The organism is Mesorhizobium sp. WSM3860 (assembly GCF_002294995.1).
Classification (GTDB): Bacteria; Pseudomonadota; Alphaproteobacteria; order Rhizobiales; family Rhizobiaceae; genus Mesorhizobium.
In genome coordinates, this window is sequence record NZ_NSGF01000003.1 from 367,361 (window position 1) to 386,318 (window position 18,958).

The 18,958-nt window shown below is 63.7% G+C and carries 18 protein-coding genes and 2 tRNA genes; 15 read left to right on the forward strand and 5 right to left on the reverse strand.

Features of this window, described 5'->3' with window-relative positions:
* Positions 1-27 precede the first annotated feature (27 nt).
* The 11 genes from CK220_RS08315 (at position 28) to CK220_RS08365 (ending at position 10,298) form a co-directional block, all read left to right on the forward strand.
* Positions 28-1,464: an FAD-binding oxidoreductase gene (locus CK220_RS08315; RefSeq protein WP_095811053.1), complete on the forward strand. Its 1,437-nt coding sequence runs from the start codon at positions 28-30 to the stop codon at positions 1,462-1,464.
* The gene (locus CK220_RS08320) at positions 1,461-2,195 is read left to right on the forward strand and encodes a FadR/GntR family transcriptional regulator (protein WP_095811054.1); all 735 of its coding nucleotides are present in this window, start codon (positions 1,461-1,463) and stop codon (positions 2,193-2,195) included. The genes CK220_RS08315 and CK220_RS08320 overlap by 4 nt, the downstream gene beginning before the upstream one ends.
* A 2-nt stretch (positions 2,196-2,197) precedes the next feature.
* Positions 2,198-2,632, forward strand: coding sequence for a VOC family protein (locus CK220_RS08325; RefSeq protein ID WP_176479024.1), 435 nt, complete (start codon positions 2,198-2,200; stop codon positions 2,630-2,632).
* Positions 2,633-2,696: 64 nt separating this feature from the next.
* Positions 2,697-3,749, forward strand: a complete 1,053-nt coding sequence (locus tag CK220_RS08330) for an ABC transporter substrate-binding protein (protein ID WP_176479025.1) — start codon at positions 2,697-2,699, stop codon at positions 3,747-3,749.
* Positions 3,749-4,522: an ABC transporter ATP-binding protein gene (locus CK220_RS08335; RefSeq protein ID WP_095811056.1), complete on the forward strand. Its 774-nt coding sequence runs from the start codon at positions 3,749-3,751 to the stop codon at positions 4,520-4,522. The genes CK220_RS08330 and CK220_RS08335 overlap by 1 nt, the downstream gene beginning before the upstream one ends.
* On the forward strand, positions 4,519-5,274 hold the full coding sequence (locus CK220_RS08340; protein ID WP_095811057.1) for an ABC transporter permease: 756 nt from the start codon (positions 4,519-4,521) through the stop codon (positions 5,272-5,274). The genes CK220_RS08335 and CK220_RS08340 overlap by 4 nt, the downstream gene beginning before the upstream one ends.
* A 138-nt stretch (positions 5,275-5,412) precedes the next feature.
* Positions 5,413-6,579, forward strand: coding sequence for an ROK family transcriptional regulator (locus tag CK220_RS08345; protein WP_095811058.1), 1,167 nt, complete (start codon positions 5,413-5,415; stop codon positions 6,577-6,579).
* Positions 6,576-7,340 carry an ATP-binding cassette domain-containing protein gene (locus tag CK220_RS08350; protein WP_095811059.1) on the forward strand — a complete coding sequence of 255 codons (765 nt, stop codon included), beginning with the start codon at positions 6,576-6,578 and terminating at the stop codon, positions 7,338-7,340. Before CK220_RS08345 ends, CK220_RS08350 begins: the two co-directional genes overlap by 4 nt.
* 40 nt (positions 7,341-7,380) lie before the next feature.
* Positions 7,381-8,421 carry a sugar ABC transporter substrate-binding protein gene (locus CK220_RS08355; protein ID WP_095811060.1) on the forward strand — a complete coding sequence of 347 codons (1,041 nt, stop codon included), beginning with the start codon at positions 7,381-7,383 and terminating at the stop codon, positions 8,419-8,421.
* A gap of 97 nt (positions 8,422-8,518) precedes the next feature.
* Entirely contained in the window at positions 8,519-9,514 is a 996-nt protein-coding gene (locus CK220_RS08360) for an ABC transporter permease (protein ID WP_095811061.1), read from the forward strand.
* Between the two features lie 13 nt (positions 9,515-9,527).
* Positions 9,528-10,298, forward strand: coding sequence for an SDR family oxidoreductase (locus CK220_RS08365; protein ID WP_095811062.1), 771 nt, complete (start codon positions 9,528-9,530; stop codon positions 10,296-10,298).
* A 21-nt stretch (positions 10,299-10,319) separates the two neighbouring features.
* Here CK220_RS08365 and CK220_RS08370 read toward each other — a convergent pair.
* Positions 10,320-10,395: transfer RNA gene (locus CK220_RS08370), tRNA-Val, on the reverse strand.
* Between the two features lie 218 nt (positions 10,396-10,613).
* On the opposite strand from CK220_RS08370, the gene CK220_RS08375 reads away from it, so the two are divergent.
* Positions 10,614-10,690: transfer RNA gene (locus CK220_RS08375), tRNA-Asp, on the forward strand.
* Between the two features lie 232 nt (positions 10,691-10,922).
* On the forward strand, positions 10,923-12,269 hold the full coding sequence (locus CK220_RS08380) for an FAD-binding oxidoreductase (RefSeq protein WP_095811063.1): 1,347 nt from the start codon (positions 10,923-10,925) through the stop codon (positions 12,267-12,269).
* 454 nt (positions 12,270-12,723) lie between these two features.
* On the opposite strand, the gene CK220_RS08385 is transcribed toward CK220_RS08380, so the two are convergent.
* The 4 genes from CK220_RS08385 to ugpC form a co-directional block, all read right to left on the reverse strand.
* Positions 12,724-12,969 (reverse strand): hypothetical protein, encoded by a 246-nt coding sequence (locus tag CK220_RS08385; protein ID WP_141245102.1) that lies wholly within the window; start codon positions 12,967-12,969, stop codon positions 12,724-12,726.
* A gap of 295 nt (positions 12,970-13,264) precedes the next feature.
* A complete protein-coding gene (rbsK, locus tag CK220_RS08390; RefSeq protein WP_095811065.1) occupies positions 13,265-14,194 on the reverse strand; it encodes a ribokinase in 930 nt (309 codons plus the stop codon).
* Positions 14,195-14,199: 5 nt separating this feature from the next.
* The gene (locus CK220_RS08395; RefSeq protein ID WP_095811066.1) at positions 14,200-14,652 is read right to left on the reverse strand and encodes an RbsD/FucU family protein; all 453 of its coding nucleotides are present in this window, start codon (positions 14,650-14,652) and stop codon (positions 14,200-14,202) included.
* Between the two features lie 24 nt (positions 14,653-14,676).
* Positions 14,677-15,735: a sn-glycerol-3-phosphate ABC transporter ATP-binding protein UgpC gene (gene ugpC / locus CK220_RS08400; protein ID WP_095811067.1), complete on the reverse strand. Its 1,059-nt coding sequence runs from the start codon at positions 15,733-15,735 to the stop codon at positions 14,677-14,679.
* Between the two features lie 279 nt (positions 15,736-16,014).
* Here ugpC and CK220_RS08405 point away from each other — a divergent pair, with 279 nt between their 5' ends.
* A complete protein-coding gene (locus CK220_RS08405) occupies positions 16,015-17,679 on the forward strand; it encodes a sugar ABC transporter substrate-binding protein (RefSeq protein WP_095811068.1) in 1,665 nt (554 codons plus the stop codon).
* A gap of 154 nt (positions 17,680-17,833) precedes the next feature.
* Positions 17,834-18,955: a sugar ABC transporter permease gene (locus CK220_RS08410; RefSeq protein WP_095811179.1), complete on the forward strand. Its 1,122-nt coding sequence runs from the start codon at positions 17,834-17,836 to the stop codon at positions 18,953-18,955.
* Positions 18,956-18,958: the final 3 nt, after the last annotated feature.

An 18,958-nucleotide genomic window follows, 5' to 3' on the forward strand; every position in this document is an offset into this window, starting at 1 on the left:
TGTCGCCTTACACCGATTGCGCCGCTGATGACCATTCGCAGCCTCTCACCGGACATCCTCAGCGTCCTCGAAGACGCAGTGGGGCCGAGCGGTCTCATCGCCGACACTGCTGGAATGGCGAAGTATCTCGGCGATTGGGCCGGCGACTATCGCGGCAGCGCGCAGGCCGTTCTGCGCCCCGCGTCGGTTGCCGAGGTGCAGGCGCTGATGCGTCTGTGCAGCGAGTTGGGACTGGGCGTCATTCCACAGGGCGGCAACACCGGCTTGGTTTCGGGCGCCATCGATGGCACCAGCACCGGCCTTGTTGTCGTCAGCCTGGAGCGGCTGAACGCCATCCGCCGGATCGATCGTGCGAACTTCACACTTGAGGCGGACGCAGGCTGCGTGCTGCAGACCATCAAAGATGTAAGCGAGGCCGAAGATTGCCTGTTTCCGCTGGCGCTCGGCGCGCAAGGCAGTTGCCAGATCGGCGGCAATGCCGCGACCAATGCCGGCGGCGTGAACGTGCTGCGCTACGGCATGGCGCGCGACCTGATCCTAGGGCTGGAGGTTGTTCTGGCCGATGGCGAGCTGTGGAACGGCTTCTCCGGGCTGCGCAAGAACAACAGCGGGTATGACCTTAAGCAGCTTTTCATCGGCTCCGAGGGCACGCTCGGGATCATTACCGGTGTCGAGGTCAAGCTGTTCCCGAAGCCGGCCCGTGTCGAGACCGCCTATCTCGGCCTCATCTCGTTCGAAGCCGCCATCGGCCTGTTCAACCGAGCGCGCCGCGCCTGCTCCGATCTGATTTCAGCCTTCGAGATCATCGGCTCGGAATGCATCGAGTCGGCCCGGTTGGTTGATCCTGGAATGACGGCGCCTGTCGCAGCACCCGTCCATGTGCTCATCGAATTGTCCTCCGGGCCGACCATCGACCTCAACAGCGTGCTCGCCAGTTTTCTTACCGATGCAATCGAAGACGGCCTGGTGGCCGACGCAGTCCTCGCGACCAGCAACGCGCAGGCTAAGGCCTTCTGGGCGATCCGCGAGGGACTGGTCGAGGGCCAGGCGAAGCGCGGCTATCACGTGCGCACCGATCTCTCGGTGCGCATTTCCGATATTCCTGCCCTCGTCGAGCACGCCCGTCGCTTCGTCGCCACCGAACATCCGGGCTGGATCGCACTGGCCTATGGCCATGCCGGCGACGGCAACATCCATTTCAATGTGCTGCCGCCGCTCGATCTCGTTGATAGCGAAGCCCGGGTGCGCGGCGAGGAAATCACGGCGGGACTCTATGACATCGCCATCAGCCTGGGCGGCTCGATCAGCGCCGAGCACGGCATCGGCCGCAGCCGTGCCCGAGAATTCTGGGCAGGGCTTTCGCCGGCGCACCGCCGCATGGTTACCGCGCTGAAGAACGCGCTCGATCCCAAGGGGCTGATGAATCCCGGCTGCCTGCTGCCCTCGATGGAGATCTTCCCATGAAGCAACGACTGGCCGCCATCGGCACCGTCGAAACCTTGCCGCACCGGGTCGCGGCCTTTCTCAGCCGCGAGATCGAATCCGGCGAGTTGAATCCCGGCACGCGGCTCCCGACCGAGCAGGAATTGTCCGAAAAATTCGGCGTCAGCCGCAACGTGGTGCGCGAGGCGATCGCCCAGCTCAGAGCCGACGGCATGATCGAAGCGCGGCAAGGCATCGGTGCCTTCGTTCTGGCGCCGGAGCAAAGGGCCGCAATCCGCATCGACCGCGAGGCGCTCAAGGACACCCACAATATGGAGCGGCTGTTCGAGCTGCGCTGCATCCTCGAGGCCGAGTCGGCGGCGCTCGCCGCGGCGCGGCGCGGACAGGCGCATCTCGATTCGATCAAGGAGGCGCTCGACCGCATGGGCGGCGAGGAGCGCTGGGAAGAAGGCAGCATCGACGCCGACCTGCTCTTCCACCGCGAGATCGCGCGGGCGACCGGCAACAGCTACATCCACACCTTCATCTCTTTTGTCTGCGAGCAGATCCGCCACTCGATCCACTATGCCCGCATGACCAACCCGCTGCACGATCTCGTCGAGATCAATGTCGGCGAGCATGTACGCATCTACGAGGCGCTGGTGGCAGGCGATCCGGCGGCAGCGGAAAGCGCGATGCGCGCGCACATCATCGGCGCCGCCAACCGCGTCGGCGTGAAGCTGCCACTCTCCAAGACCAGCGGGGCGAAATAGCCATGCCGGCGAACCTCACCCGCATCTCCGACGTCTGCCTGCTGGTGGAAAATATCGAGCGTACGGTCGACTTCTATGTCGACAAAGTCGGTTTCCGCCTGCGTCGCCGTGCCGAAGGATTTGCCGATTTCCATGGCGAGGGCGTGACGCTCGCCGCCTGGGAACTCGACCACATCAACCGGCACACCGGCGTCTCGAACCACAGATCGCCGCGCCAAGCGCACAAGGTTTGCGTCGCCGTCCAGCTCGGATCGCCGGCCGAGATTGACCGGCTGCACGGCGAATTGAGCGCCAAGGGCGTGCCCTTCTATGGACCGCCCGAAAACTACGTCTGGAACGCGCGCTGCGCCTATTTCACCGATCCGGACGACACGCTTTGGGAGCTTTACGCCTGGCTCGATGGCGGCCCTGGCGACTACCACGACGAACAGCCGTAGCGACGCCGCGCCGAGGGAGCGGCGCTTGGCAAGAAGAGACGAGAAGTCTGCAACAGGAGCGAAAATGAGTGGGAACCGAGACTACGAATTGAATCGCCGCGCTTTCGTGAAGGGCGGCCTGGCGGCGGTCGCAGCCGCGTCAGCCGGTATGCAACTGGTGCTGACGCCGAGCGCCAGGGCCGCCGGCAAGGTCGTCATCCAGTATGACTGGCTGATGTCCAATGGCCAGATCGGCGACATCGCGGCCGTCGCCAACGGCTATTTCAAGGATGCCGGGCTCGAGGTGGAGTTCAGCCCTGGCGGCCCCAACGCTTCGACCGTGCCGCCGGTGATCTCCGGCGCCGCGCAGCTCGGCCAGTTCTCGGAAACGCCGCAGCTTTATGCGGCGCGCGCCAGCGGCGTGCCGATCAAAATCATCGCCTGCGGCTTCCGCACCGGCCCCTACGCGCTGACCTCGAAACCGGGCAAACCAATCCGCAATGTTGCCGACCTCAAGGGCAAGAAAATCGGCATCCAGCCGACCGCGCGCTTCGTCATCGATGAGATCCTGGCCAAGAACGGCATCGATCCATCCGAGGTCACCATCGTCAATGTCGGCTTCGACAAGGCGCCTCTGGTGCGCGGCGACGTCGACGCCATCGGCGGCTGGATCACCAACACGCAGGCGCTGAGCGTCGTCGGCGACGACCGTATCGACCTCCTGGTGCGTGATCTCGGCTTGAGTTCCTACGCCGACGTCTATTTCGCCACGGACGCGGCGATCGAAAAGGACCCAGACACACTGGCGAAGTTCATCGGCGCCGTCGCCAAGGGCTGGGGTTGGGTGCACGCCAACCCCCAGGAAGCGGTGAAGAAGATGGTCGCCGCCTATCCGGAGATGGATCTGGGCTGGGAGCAGAAGACGGTCAACCTGGTGCTGAAACTCTCCTTCGACGGCGCGACCGCCAAGGAGGGCTGGGGCACGTTCGACCCCGCCTCGATCGAGGAGCAATTGGCGCTGCTCGACAAGGTCGGCCAGTATCCGAACGGACGTCCGGCGGCCAAGGATGTCTATACCACGAAGATCCTGGAGCTTTCGGCCGCGGACCGACCCAAGCTCGATGCGCCTGCGGCCTAATGCCGAACGCGATCGAAGCGCAAAAGCTCGATGTCGGCTATGGCGGCCGTCAGAAGGCCGTCAAAGTGCTCTCCGGCCTCGACCTCACGGTCGCGGCCGGCTCCTTCCTGTCGATCCTCGGTCCGTCGGGCTGCGGCAAGTCGACCTTGCTTCGAGTGGTGGCGGACCTGCTCGACCCGCTCGACGGCACAATCAGCGTGCTCGGCGCCTCACCGCAGACGGTGCGCTCGCGCCGCGACGTCGGCTTCGTCTTCCAGGATTCCACCCTGCTGCCCTGGCGCACGGTGCGCGACAATGTGCGGCTGCCGCTCGGCGTCGGCCAGCGCAGCTTGAGCCGCGAAATCGAAGACCGCAGCAGCGAACTGCTGGAGCTGATGGGGCTTGGCGGACTCAGGGAACGCCTGCCGCATCAGCTTTCGGGTGGCCAGCGCCAGCGCGTCGCCATCGCGCGCGCCCTGCTCGGCGAGCCCAAGCTGCTTTTGATGGACGAGCCGTTCGGCGCGCTGGACGAGATCACGCGCGATCGCCTCAACGACGAACTGCTGACGCTCTGGCGGCGCACCGGCACAACCATCCTTTTCGTCACCCATTCAATCGCCGAAGCCGCCTATCTCGGCGAGCGCGTCATTGTGCTGGCTGCCAATCCGGGGCGGGTGGTGAAGGACCTCGACATGAGACCCCTCAAGCAGGAAGGCAACCGCTGCAAGCGCGAGGATGCGGCGATCGTCGCCGCCATGGCCGAGCTGCGTGCAGCGCTGGAGCGCGCATCGTGAGACCGGCGCCGCTTACCCCGCAGATGGCGATTGCGCTTCCGGTTCTGGGCGCCGCGTCGATCCTGATTGCCTGGCAGTACCTCCTGCCGCTGCTCGGCGTGCCCGCCTATATCGTGCCGACGCCGACGGCGATCTTCGGCGTCTTCCAGAAGAATTTCGCCCTGCTCATCGACAATCTCAGACCGACGCTGATCGAGGCGCTGGCGGGCTTCGTCATCGGCAATCTGGCAGCCGTGCTGCTTGCCGTGGTCTTCGTGCACAGCCGCATCCTGCAGGCCGCCTATTTCCCGATCGTCCTGTTCTTCAACACCATTCCGATCCTGGCCCTATCCCCGATCATCATCCTGATCTTTGGTCTCGGCATGACGCCGAAGATCGTCATCGCCGCCGTGATCTGCTTCTTCCCGACCCTCGTGAACATGATCCGAGGCCTGGATTCGGCAAGCGACAGCGAACACGAGCTGTTCCGCGTGCTGTCGGCGACCCGCTCGGAGATCTTCTGGGCTCTGCGCCTGCCCCGCGCCCTGCCGATGCTGTTCTCCTCGCTGCGCATCGCCTCGGCCACTGCGGTGATCGGCGCCATCGTCGGCGAATGGATCGGCTCGGACAAAGGTCTCGGCGCGCTGATCATCCAGGCGACGTTCAACTATCAATCCGACCGGCTCTACGCCGCGATCGTGCTGTCGTCGTCGCTATCGATCGCGCTCTTCTGCATCGTCGTACTGATCGAGCGTCGCGTCATCCGATACTAGTTTGCGCACATTGACCGGGTCGCAAGCGCTGGGACCGCAGGGAAAGTGGCTATCGTCGGCCTGCGCAACTTATTTTTGAATTCCATTTGACTGAATAAATCTTCTCTGCGAACCTTGCGTCAGTCAGGAGCGCAAGCCATGGCGTTGCGGGGAACCAATCAGGAGTTCGGGCGGCCATACAACCGGCGCATCGTGCTCGAATCCATCCGCCGCTTCGGTCCCATCGCCCGGGGCGACATCGCCCAGCATGTCGGGCTCACCGTCCAGACGGTGTCGACCATCGTGCGCGAATTGGAGGAACAGGGTTATATACTGTCGGTCCGCGAGGAGCCGAAGGGCCGCGGCCAACCGCCGACCACGCTGCGCATCAACCCGGAAGGCGGCTATGCCGTCGGCATCCACCTCACCCCGCTGGGGATAGACGCCGCGCTCATCAACCTGAGCGGCGACGTGATCGAGAGTATCCATCGCGAGGCGCCGAGCCCGACACCCGATCTCGCCTTCGAGGCGATCGGCGCCATGGTTGCCGATCTGACCGGGCGCCGGGCCGGAGGACGGCTGATCGGCGTCGGCATGGCGCTTCCCGGCCCGTTCGGCGTCGAATCCATGAGCTTCGTCGGACCGACCACAATGGCCGGCTGGAAAGGCGTACCGTTGCGCGAGCGCCTTGCCGCCGCGACCGGCCTGCCCGCGTTCTTCGAGACCGACATGGCGGCGGCGGCCATGGGGGAACGCCTCTACGGCCTCGGCCTCCAGCGTTCCGACTACTACTATCTCTATTTCAGCGTCGGGCTTGGCGGTGCCATGGTGCATGACGGCGGTGTGCTGCGCGGGGCCTGGGGCAATGCCGGCGAGATCGGCCACATCCCCGTCGTTCCGGATGGCGAACCTTGCCCCTGCGGCAACCGGGGCTGCCTCGAACGCTATCTCTCGCTCGAGGCGCGCGGCCGCTGGAACGGCAGCGACGCCGAATGGGTCGCCGAAGTCGCCCCGGTTTTCCGCAACGCCATCGCCGTGATCGAGAACCTTTTCGACCCCGAGACGATCGTGCTTGGGGGCCTCGCCTCGCCTCAGTTGCTCGAACGGCTGGCGGAATTGGCGGAGCCGCTGCACAATTCGGTTTCGGCCCGCAAGGATCGAGCGGCGCCGCGTATCCTCGTGGCGCAGGGCGGGCAGCATGCCGTATTGCGCGGCGCCGCGGCGCTTGCCGTTTCCGGCGTGCTTTCGCCGCGCTTCGGCCAGATCTTCACCGCCAAGCGGCAGCGCGAAGGCGACCTTCTGAACGGCGGAGACATCGCGGCATGAGCGAACCCCTGCTGGTCCTTGACAACGTCACCAAGAATTACGGCGCCATCCGGGCGCTGAGGGGCATCAGCTTCTCGATCGCGCGCGGCGAGGTGGTGGCGCTGCTCGGCGACAACGGCGCCGGCAAGTCGACGCTGGTCAAGATCATCGCCGGTGGACTCGAGCCGACCTCGGGCCGCATGCTGTTCGAAGGCAGGGAGTTCCTCGCCAAAACCCCCGCCGAGGCCAAGGCCGCAGGCATCGAGACCGTCTACCAGGACCTTTCGCTCTGCACCAATGTCGACGTGGTGGCCAACTTCTTCATGGGCCGCGAAATCACCCGCAAGGTGCTGGGCGTTCCGGTGCTCGACGAGCGCGCTATGGAGTCAGTAGTGGCGAAGGCGCTGGCCAACGCCGGCACCCGCATTCCCTCGCTGCGCACCAAGGTCGAGCATCTCTCGGGCGGCCAGCGGCAGGCGATCGAGCTCAACCGCTTCGTCCATTGGGGCGGCAAGCTGGTGCTGCTCGATGAGCCCTTCGCCGCGCTCGGCGTCGAGCAGACGCGCCGCGGCCTCGACATGATCCGCCAAGTGGCGAGCCAAGGCATCGGCGTCGTCATCATCACCCACATCATGCAGCAGGCCTTCCAGGTCGCCGACCGGATCGTGGTGATCCGCCAGGGCGTCGTGGCGGGCGACGTTGCCCGCAACAAGACAAGTCCCGATGCGGTGATCAACATGATCACCGGGGAAACGCTCGCCGGTGCCGGACCGGCGGGCTGAGGGACAAATGAGGGGTCCGGCGAAAAGAGGAGCGAACGACATGAAGCGAATGCTACTTTCTGTCTTCGGTATCCTGGCCCTGGCCATTGCCACGCTCACGCCGGCATTCGCCCAGTCCAAGGGTACCGTCTACTACCTGGTGCCGACATTGCTCGACGAATTCCAGACCGGCTCGGTGAGCGCGCTGGAACTGTTCCTGAAACAGGTCGGCTACGAGATGAAGACGCTGAACGCCGACAACAAGACCGACGCTCAGCAATCGCAGATGAACGACGTGATCGCGCTGAAGCCGAAAGCGATCATCCTCGCTGCGGTCGATTTCAATGCGTTGAAGCCATCCGTTGAAGCCGCCCGCGCGGCCGGCATCCCGGTGGTCGAGTTCGACCGCCAGATCACCGCCACGCCATCCGACTTCACCTCCGTCGCCGGCACGGTCGAGATCGGCCACATTGCGGCGGAGCAGGCTCAAGCGCTGCTGAAGGCCAAGAATGGCTCGGTCAAGGGCAAGATCCTGCAGGTGCTCGGTGATCCCGGCGATCCTTACACGCTCGACATCCAGAAGGGTTTCGAGGAGAAGATGAAGGCGTTTCCGGACGTCAAGATCATCTCGCTGCCCGCCATGCAGTGGGAGGCGAGCAACGCCGGCACCATCGTCGCCGACCAGATCTTGGCCAATCCCGACATCGACCTGATCTTCAGCCACGCAGCGCATCTTTCGGTCGCGGGCGTTGCCTCGCTGGAGGCTGCCGGTAAGAAGCCGGGCGACGTGATGATGATGAGCTCGAACGGCGCGCCGGTCGGCCTCGACCTGATCCGCAAGGGTTGGCTCAACGTCGAAGTCGAACAGCCGCTCTACGCCCAGGCCGCGGCCGTCGCCATGTTCATGGACAAGGTCGTCAACAAGCAGGAGATCAAGCCCGGCGATTATGACGTGCTCGGCCTGAAGTCGGTGGTGACCAAGGAAGCCTGGGGCCCGAACATCAAGATCCCGGGCGCGGCGATCACCAAGCAGAATGTCGACAACCCCGCTTTCTGGGGCAACCTGAAGCCGCCGACGGATACCGTCAAGCCCGTCGAGTAGGCATTTTCCATCGAGCTCCGGGCCTCCCGGCCCGGAGCCTCGCGGCCCCGCCCCGCGGCGGCCGCATATTCAAACTCGACGCTAAACGGATCGGTCGATGAGCCCACGCACCCGCCATAGTCTCGAGCTTGTGCTCGACAATCTCGTCTGGTTCATGCTGGTCTTCGTGCTGGCCGTGTTCTCGACCTTCATTCCGAACTTCTTCCAGCTCGGCATCTTCGCCAACATCATCGAGGCTTCGAGCGTGCTGGGCGTCATGTCGATCGGCCTGGCGCTGGTCATCATTGCCGGTCACATGGACCTGTCGGTTGAATCGGTCGCGGCGCTCAGCGCCATGGCGGTCGGCATCATGTTCTGCTCGTCAGGCATCGGCCTCGGCCTGCAGTTGCATCCGGACTGGCTGATGGTGCCTGTCTCGCTCGCCGTAGCCCTGGCGGTAGGAGCCATTATCGGCGTCATCAACGGTTTCCTCATCGTCAGGCTGCAGATGAGCGCCTTCATCATCACGCTTGCCTCCTATATCTGGGTGCGCGGCCTCGTGCTCGTCGTCTCCGGCGGACGCTCGGCGCAGGATCTGGCGCCGGCCATACGCTGGTTCGGCATCCAGCGGCTCGCCGGCCTGCCGCTCACCGCCTGGATCGCGGTCGGCTGCTTCGTCGTCTTCTCGCTGATTCTCGCCAAGACGCCGTTCGGCCGGCATCTCGTGATGATCGGCGGCAACGAGACCGCGACGTTCCGCGCCGGCATCCGCGTCAACCGCAACCTGATCATCGCCTTTGTGCTTGCCGGCGCCATCGCCGGCCTCGCCGGCTGGCTGCTCGCCATCCGCACCTCCGGCGCCACCGCCAATCTCGGCGTCGGCCTGCTCTTCAACGCCTTCGCTGCCGTCGTCATTGGCGGCGTCAGCCTGAAGGGCGGCGTCGGCACCCTGCCTGGCGTCTATGCCGGCGTGCTGCTTCTATCGGCCATCAACACCGCCATCAACCTCATGGCCCTGCCGGCCAACTTCACCCAGGTCATCCACGGCTTGCTTGTGCTGGCGGCCGTGCTGCTCGATGCCTTCAAGCAAACCATTCGCCAAAAACTCGCATGACAGGACGGCTCGCATGACCGGACGCATCCAAGGCAAGGTGGCGGCGATCGTCGGCGCCGCGCGCGGCATCGGCAAAGGCATTGCTGAGCGCTTCGCCGAGGAAGGCGCCAGACTGGTGCTGGCCGACAGCGACGCCGATGCCGGCAAGGCGAGCGCCGACGAACTGAGCGCCGCCTTCATCCACACCGACATTTCGAAGATGGCCGACGCCGAAGCGGTGGTGGCATTGGCACTGCAGCGCCACGGTCGCCTCGACATCATCGTCCAGAACGCCGGCATTTACCCCTGGCAACTGATCGAGAACACCAGCCCGGAGGACTGGGACCGGGTTATGGCAGTCAATCTGCGCGGCAGCTTCAACGCCGCCCGGGCAGCGCTTCCACCGATGAAGGCTCAGGGCAGCGGTCGTATGCTCTTCACCTCTTCCATCACCGGCCCGCAGGTGAGCAGCCCCGGCCACGGCCATTATTCAGCAAGCAAGGCCGGCGTCAACGGCTTCATCCGCTCGGCGGCGCTGGAGTTTTCCGGCTATGGCATCACCGTCAACGGCGTCGAGCCCGGCAACATCCTGACGGAAGGCATGAAGCTGCACCGCGATGCCGCCTTCATCAAGAGCATGGAGGACGCTGTGCCGCTGGGCCGCTTGGGCACGCCGCGCGACGTCGCCAACGCCTTCCTGTTCCTGGCCTCCGACGACGCCAGCTACATCACCGGCACGACGATCGTCGTCGATGGCGGCCAACTCCTGCCCGAAGGCCAGGATTTTCGCCTGAACCCGCCGTGAGTCTTGATTGTGCCGGGAAACTGGTGGGCGATGACGGGCTCGAACCGCCGACATCTTCGGTGTAAACGAAGCGCTCTACCAACTGAGCTAATCGCCCGCTCCGAGCCGGACCTTTAAGCAGTTAGGGCTCTATTCGCAAGGCCCAATGAACAGCCGGCGCACCCGCTGTCGGACGGATTTCCCCAATGCCGGCGCGCTTGTCAAAAAACCTTCTGCTGATTGCTGTTATGCTCACATGCCGCGCTTGACACCCGCAAACGAACCCCTTATCCAGCGCCCCAACGACGAACACGCCTGACACGTGCTCGTCAGTGCGCGGGTGTAGCTCAGTCGGTTAGAGTGCCGGCCTGTCACGCCGGAGGTCGCGGGTTCGAGCCCCGTCACTCGCGCCAGTTTTTTCAAGGGCTTAGGCCCTGCTCTCCAAAAAATTAGAACTTTCATTTTCCGGAGAGTGTCAACTTTTCGATTTCGTTGCGGTGAACGTTCGCGTCTCCCTTTGTCTGATTGGGCGAATACGCCGCCGCTTGTCAGGCGGCCTGTGCTCCACCTTGCCCCTGAACTGCCTCAAGAAAAGTGGCTGCCGGTGGGCATAGCTGGCATCGCTTTTTTTCAGGATGCCCTCATTTGCCTACTTTCCCCTTCTCCGAAGCAGATCCGATTCAATATCCCGGCCCTCCACCAAAAAGCTCTGACGTCGTCATTGTCGGCGGCGGCGTCATCGGCGTGACGACAGCGCTTTTTCTTGCGCGGCGAAACATCTGCGTAACGCTGGTCGAGAAGGGTCGGATCGCAGCCGAGCAGTCCTCTCGAAATTGGGGATGGATCCGCAAGCAGGGACGCGATGCGGACGAGTTGCCGATCGTGATCGAGGCGTCCCGTCACTGGCGGCAGTTGGCTGAGGAATGCGGCGAAGACATCGGCCTGAACCAGACAGGCGTGACTTACCTGGCAAGCTCCGACCGCGAAATGGCCCGCTTCGAAAAATTCATGAAGATCGCCGTAGCCAACGAGATCGATACGTGCCTTCTGAACGCGCGGGAAACCGCAGGGCTCATCAAAGGCATGTCGCGCAGTTTCAAGGGCGCGATGACAACACCTTCCGACATGCGGGCCGAGCCTTGGCTGGCCGTACCCGCACTGGCCCGGCTTGCGGCCCGCAAGGGCGTCAAGATTGTGGAGAATTGCGCGGCGCGAACCCTGGAAATCTCGGCCGTGAGGGTGAGCGGTGTGTGGACAGAGGCGGGTCACATCGAGACGTCGAGCGTTCTGCTCGCCGGCGGAGCCTGGTCTTCCCTGTTCCTGAGAAGACATGGGGTATCCATTCCCCAGCTCAGTGTAAGGTCGACCGTTGCTGCAACCGAGCCGATGCCTGAAATCCATGCAGGCGCCGCGGCAGGAGAGCATATCGCTTTCAGACGCCGACAGGATGGCGGATACACGCTAGCCGCCGGAGGTAGTCACTTGCTCCACCTTGGTCCGGACGCATTCCGGCATGCGAGGAAATACCTTCCCGCGCTTATGGCCAATCCTTTCGGCTCACGCTATTCGCCGGCTGCGCCGGCGGGCTACCCGGATGGCTGGTCGACGCCGCGTCACTGGGCGCCGGATTCGCAAAGTCCTTTCGAAAGAATGCGGGTGCTAAATCCGGCTCCCGAACGTTCCGGTCTGCGTTCGATCGAGCGCAATTTCAGGCGCCTGTTCCCACAGCTCGACACGGTGCGCCTAAAGGCAAGCTGGGCTGGCATGATCGACGCGATGCCGGATGTCGTTCCCATTGTGGACAAAGTGCAGGCGATCGTTGGCCTCGTCGTCGCAACGGGCATGAGCGGTCACGGCTTCGGTATCGGGCCCGGAATCGGCCGCGTCGTTTCCGACATGATCCAGGGAAACCAGATCGGGCACGATCTCACCCGCTTTCGCCTGTCGCGCTTTTCTGACGGAAGCGCCATTCGGCCGGGCCCGGCCCTCTAGAGCGGTTCACCATCCGGCCGGCCTGCGCTGAGCAGCAAAATCCTTCAGCTGCGCTTGGGCTCCCCTGTTCACTCACCCAATATCACACCGGAGGCGACAATCTGCGCGGTTCGGGCGGTGAGCTTCTCGCGCTTTACAAGCGTGGGCTTTTTATAAGGCTTTTTCATCTCACCGTTCCGGAAACCAGGCTGGCAGTGCTTTGGTCAAGACGGTGAACGCGCTGGCACTGCTTGCGTTCCGCAGGGCGCGTTGGCGGGTTGGGCCAGCCTTGGCCGGGCCCGGTCACCAACCAGTGCCGGTAATCGCCACAGCTTTGCGTTCCCGAAACCCAGGTTTTGAGAGCCTTGTCAGCTCGGACTGCTGCCCGGTCGCGCAATTCCAGGAGAAGGGGCGGGACGGTTTTCGGTCGTCGCCAAGGGATGCGGTCTGCACTCGCGTGAGAGGGTGAGCCCCTCTAGCGTGGACGCGCTCGCTGCACTGGTGCCGCTGCATTCGCGGATACAAGGTCTACTTCAGTACCTTCCGATCCCCGCTTGTAGATGAGCCGCATGACCAGTCCGGCATATCCAATCTGGAGAATGATCATGGCAAGCATAGCGCAGCCAAGCGCCTTCCAGGCGGAGCCGGTTTGCAGCCCGACCCAGATTGCCACGGTGAACGACGTCGCGAACATGCCCACCAGAAATTGTGGAAAATACATAGTACCCTCGACCCTTAAAGCGCCCGCCGCTCCGTCGCGGAGCGGCGGGGCCCCCAAATTAGCCCCCCGGCTACCGGAGCGCGGTCCACCCCGGCATTGCTGACATTGCAATTGCGATGCCAGACACGGTGACCCATTACGGGACACCTATGCCCTTGATGCAAGCCGTTGGCGCCGAATAATATTAACTGTGGCTAATATGCCACCCTTGGGGGGCGTGAGAGGCCAACTTCTGTGAGGTGGTCGAGCCGATGGCCGGCTAGCGTCGCTGAGGCGGCACGCGAGTTTGGCGGCTTTAACCCCTCGCCAGCAGCGCCTCCACTTCCTGGAGCGTCGGCATGGAGGGCGCGGTGCCGGGCCGGGTCACCGAAATACCTGCGACGGCACAGGCGAAGCGCACAGCCTCCAGCGGCTCGACGCCCTTAGCAAGCGCTGCCGCCAGTCCGCCATTGAATGCGTCGCCCGCCCCCGTGGTTTCGATCACAGGGCCGGCATCGACGGCGCCGACATGATCGGATCGCTCCCTGGTGTGCAGCAGCGCGCCCTTCTCGCCAAGCGTCACGATGACGGCGCCGACGCCCTTCGCCAGCAGCGCGTCGGCAGCGCGACGGGCATCATCGACCGAAGAGACGGAGATACCGGTCAGCCCCTCGGCCTCGGACTCGTTGGGCGTGACGTAGTCGCAAAGCGCGTAGATGCTGTCCGGCAGGGTGGCGGCCGGCGCCGGGTTGAGAATGGTAGTCACCCCTGCCCCGCGCGCAATTTGCAAGGCTTTCAGCGCCGCGTCGATCGGCTGCTCGAGCTGGGTGACGAAGACGCCCGCCGAGCGGATCAGGTCGGCATGCGCCTCGATGTCAGCGGACGAGATCAGCATCGCAGCACCCGGGCTGACGATGATGGCGTTGTTGCCGCTGCCCTCCTCGACAAAGATATAAGCCGCCCCGGTATAGCTGTCCGGCGTATCGATGACCGCGCTCTTGACGCCTGCATCCTTCCACGTCTGCTTGGCCATGTCGGCAAAGGCATCGATGCCGAGCCGGGTCAGAAAAGTGATGTCGGCGCCGAGCTTGCCGGCCGCGACCGCCTGGTTCGAGCCCTTGCCGCCGGGTCCGAGCTTGAACGAATTGCCGAGGATCGTCTCGCCCATGCGCGGCTGGCGGTCAGCGCGATAGGCAGTGTCGGCGACGAACACACCCAGGATGAGGACTGGCTTGCTGGCGGACATCTCCCTTACTCCGCATCCGGCGGAATGACGCCCTTGCGGAAGGCAAAGCAGCCATAGAAGCGGCGCTCGCCGGTCTGGATGACGCAATAGGCCTTCTTGGCCCGCTCGTAGAAGGCGTAGCGCTCGATCGAGATCATTGGCCAGGGTTTGCCCTCGGCCGCGTCGATTTCCTTCTGCACCTCCTTCTGCACCGGCGGGATTTCGTTCGGCTTGCCGACGATCTCCATGCGCGCGGCCGCGTCGTTGACGAAGCTGTCCAGCGGATAGAGCGACAGCACCGCCTTCACGACTTCAGCCGCCGGCGCATCGATGCGCACCAGCTTGCCGAGCACGGTATGCTTTGCGACGGAGTCGGATGGGAAATTGGTGTCGGCGATGATCAGGTCGTCGCCGTGCCCCATCGCCCGCAGCGCCTGGAGCACGTCGGCATTGAGCAGCGGATTGATCCCTTTGAGCATGGTTTCCTCGATGTGTGTTTGCAGTCAGAGACGCTTGCCGGTCCCTGCGTCGAAGAGATGGACGTGGTCGAGGCGCGGCCTGAGCTTCAGCGTATCGCCCGGCTTGAAGTCGTGACGCTCGCGGAACAGCGCCACCATCTCGCCCTCGCCGAAGCGCACGAACACCAGCGTCTCCGAGCCGGTCGGCTCGACCACCGAAATCGTGGACGCCACACCGTCGGGATGGATCTCCAGATGCTCCGGCCGCACGCCATAGACGACGGCCTGGCCGTCCGCCGCGGTGATGCTGGCAGGCATCGGAAAGGCCGAGCCTGCTATGTCGACTTCGGGGCTTTGCCCCTCCTTCACCGTGCCCTTGAGCAGGTTCATCGCGGGCGAGCCGATGAAGCCCGCGACGAACAGGTTGGCCGGCCGGTCGAACAGTTGCAGCGGCGCGCCGATCTGCTCGATGCGGCCGTCGCGCATCACCACGATCTTGTCGGCCATGGTCATGGCCTCGATCTGGTCGTGTGTGACGTAGATGGTGGTGGTCTTCAGCCGCTGATGCAGTTCCTTGATCTCGGTGCGCATCTGCACGCGCAGCTTGGCATCGAGGTTTGAGAGCGGCTCGTCGAAGAGAAACACCTGCGGGTTGCGCACGATCGCGCGGCCCATGGCGACGCGCTGACGCTGGCCGCCGGAAAGCTGGCGCGGATAGCGCTTGAGATAAGGATTGAGGTCGAGGATGTCGGCCGCCCGCTTCACCCGCTCGGCGACGATGGCCGGATCGGTGCCGCGCAGCTTCAGCGCGAAAGCCATGTTCTGCTCCACCGTCTTGTGCGGATAGAGCGCGTAGTTCTGAAACACCATGGCGATATCGCGTTTCGCCGGCGGCAGGTTGTTGACGATGCGGTCGCCGATCGAAATCGTTCCGCCGGAAACTGTTTCCAGCCCCGCCACCATCCGCAGCAGCGTGGACTTGCCGCAGCCCGAAGGGCCGACCAGGACGACGAATTGACCGTCGGCGATATCGACGCTGACCTCATGGAGAACCTTGACGGTTCCGAAAGCCTTGGCCACATTGGCGATCGCGACTTGAGCCATTGTCTCCCCTATCTTTTTCGGTGAAGCTAGCCATTGCCAACGGCAAGGGCAAGTCGGTATCTTATAGATAAAAAGCCGATCTTGTTGACAAGGTAATCGATTACGCAAATAGTGGCGAGTGCCAATCCGAATGCCGGTCCTTGTCCCGAAAATCGGATCTCCAGGCGACGCAGGGTGGGGTCCCACGCTCCCCTATGGTATAGGAGAACCGCAGACGTTTCGACGTCCGAGAGATTGGCAGAATCAATTCACGACTGAAGTTTTGGGAGGAACCTTGAGATGAGAGTCGATCTTTACGAAAAACTGGTGCGTGCCGGGGCGACCCGCCGCGATTTGCTGAAGGGCGCAGCCAGTATGGCGGCGCTCGCAGCGGCGTCCGGCACCGGGCTTGGCGCGCTGACCAGGCCGGCGGCTGCCGCCGACGACCTGCGCGCGAAAATCCTGCAGATACCCGGCGTCGGCAAAGGCCAGCCGACAGACGCCGACTTCCAGAAAGTCGGTGAGCTCTGCCTGGAAGCGACCAAGGCCAACGTCAAGCAAGGTGAGTTCGCCGGTGTCGAGCTCACCTTCATGGGCCTCAACAACCAGAACCTGCACAACGTGCTGTTCCGCGGCTTCCTGAAGCCGTGGGAAGCCTATACCGGCGCCAAGATCAGCTGGATCGACCTCGCCCAGGCCGACTACAATGCCCGTCTGCAGCAGTCGATCGCGACCAAAACCGTCGACTTCGACATTATCGAGATGGGTGCGCCCTTCGAGGGCGACGTCTGCGGCAAGGGCCTTACCTCGGAGATGCCCGACTGGGTCAAAAAGCAGATCGACATGGACGATCTCGTCAACTACCTCAAGCCGCCGGTCGGCACTTGGGACGGCAAGCAGTATCGCGTGACCATCGACGGCGATACGCACAACTTCAACTACCGCACCGACGTATTCTCCGATCCCGACCTCGCCAAGGCCTGGAAGGAGAGCGGCGCGACGACGGAATGGGGCGTGCCCAAGACCTGGCAGGAAGTGCAGGCCGTCACCAAGTTCCTCAAGGGCAAGCAGTTCAAGGGCCAGGACGTCTATGGCTATCTCGACGCGCCCAAGCCCTGGGGCGGCTTCGGTTTCTACTTCCTCGGCAGCCGCGCCTCGGCCTATGCCAAGCACCCCGACGACAAGGCCTGGCTGTTCGATCCGGATACGATGAAGCCGCGCATCAACAACCCGGCTTGGGTACGGGCCATTCAGGACGTGATCGACGCCCTGCCCTCGGAGCCGCCGGATCAGATCAACGCCGATCCGAACACCACCGGCTTCCAGCAGTTCCTGGCCGGCACGGGCTCGATGATCCCGTGGTGGGGGGATATCGGCTCCAACGTCAAGACCAACGACTCCTCGGTCGTGGGCGATGTCACCGGCTTTTCGATCCTGCCGGGCTCGGACGACGTCTACAATTCGAAGACCGGCAAGTGGGACAAGCTGGCCAGCGGCCCGAACTATGCGCCGAACTGCGCCTATCTCGGCTGGGGCGTCTATGTCATGGCCCGCGTCGACAGCGACGAGAAGAAGAAGAAGGCGGCCTGGTCGGCGGCGGCCCATCTCGGCGGCAAGGATCTGTCGCTGTGGTGCGCGGCCTATCCATCAGGCTTCCAGCCCTATCGCAACTCCCATTTCAACATTCCGGAATGGGTGGCGGCCGGCTATGACGAGGCCTTCATTACCTCGTATCTGAAGTCGGAGGGCGACTCCTACAACCACCCGAACGCCGCGATCGAGCCGCGCATCCCCGGCATCTTCCAGTATTACAGCGCCGCCGAGGACATCCTGGCCAACACCTTCGCCGGCAAGATGAAGGCGCAGGAAGGTGCGGATGCCATCGCCGCCGCCTGGGAGAAACTGACCGACCAGATCGGCCGCGAGAATCAGATCAAGCTCTACAAAGCCTCGCTCGGCATGTAGGCTGTCTCATGAGAAGTCGCGGCCCGGCGACCTCGTCGCCGGGCCGCATGTTGACCGGCAATGGCCGGTCATTTGGACTTCCAGCAATTTCAGGAAAACGTGAAGCGGTTTTCCTCCGGAATTGCATCAAAACGAAAAGATTGAGGCGAGAGGCGTGGCTGAGCAGACTTCGACCGCCAATGCATGGCCGGCTAACTCCGCAGCGACCGATCTGATCCCGCCAGGCCGCAAGCGCCTCGGCTGGGCCCTGATGATCGCCGCGACGCTCGTGCTGCTGGCGACGATCGTGATGCAGATCCTCTACAAGACTGAGGTCGACACGATCGGCTTCTATACGTGGCGTCCCGTGGTCTACGCTTATGTGCTGTGGGGCGTGGCGCTCGGCGCCTGGCAAGTGCTGACGCGTGGCGAGGACGGCCAGCGCGCGCTGTTCCTGCTGCCGGCACTGCTCTTCACCGTCGCCATGGTGATCTTCCCGACGCTGTTCGGCTTTTATATCGCGCTGACCGACTGGAATCTCAGCTCCTTCGCTGGCCGCAGGTTCAACGGGCTCGACAATTTCTGGCAGATGCTGGCCGACCCCTACTACCGCAACGCGCTCTTCAACATGGTGCTCTATGTGCTGGCGGTGCTGGTCGAATATGTCATCGCCTTCGGACTTGCGCTGCTGCTCAACGCGCAGATCCGCGCCAGAAAGTTTTTCCGCGTGGTCTTCCTGCTGCCGCTCATGCTGTCGCCGGTCGCGGTCTCTTGGATGGTCGGCAAATCGCTGATGGAATACCGGTTCGGACCGGCATCGACGCTGGCGCGCCATCTCGGCTGGGACAATCCCGCCTTCTTCTCCGACCCGATCATCGCGCGCATCTCGATCATGGTGCTCGACGCCTGGACCTTCATTCCGTTCATGATGATCATGCTGCTCGCCGGCCTCCAGGCGATGTCGCGCGAGGTGATCGAGGCGGCGCGCGTCGATGGCGCGACGACGTGGCAGACCTTCTGGCAGGTTACCTTCCCGCTGATGCTGCCCGTGTCTGTGACGGCGGTGATCCTGCGCATCATCTTCAAGCTGAAGCTAGCCGACATCATCATCACGGTGACGTCCGGCGGGCCCGGCGGCGCCACCGATTCCGTTTCGAGCTTCATCTACCGCGAATATCGCGACCGTTCGAATGTCGGCTACGGCACCATGCTCGCCATGGTCTATCTGATCATCATCGTCGTGTTCGTCACCTGGCTGCTGAAGCTCGCCAGCCGCTTCGTGCGCAACGTCAACTGAGCG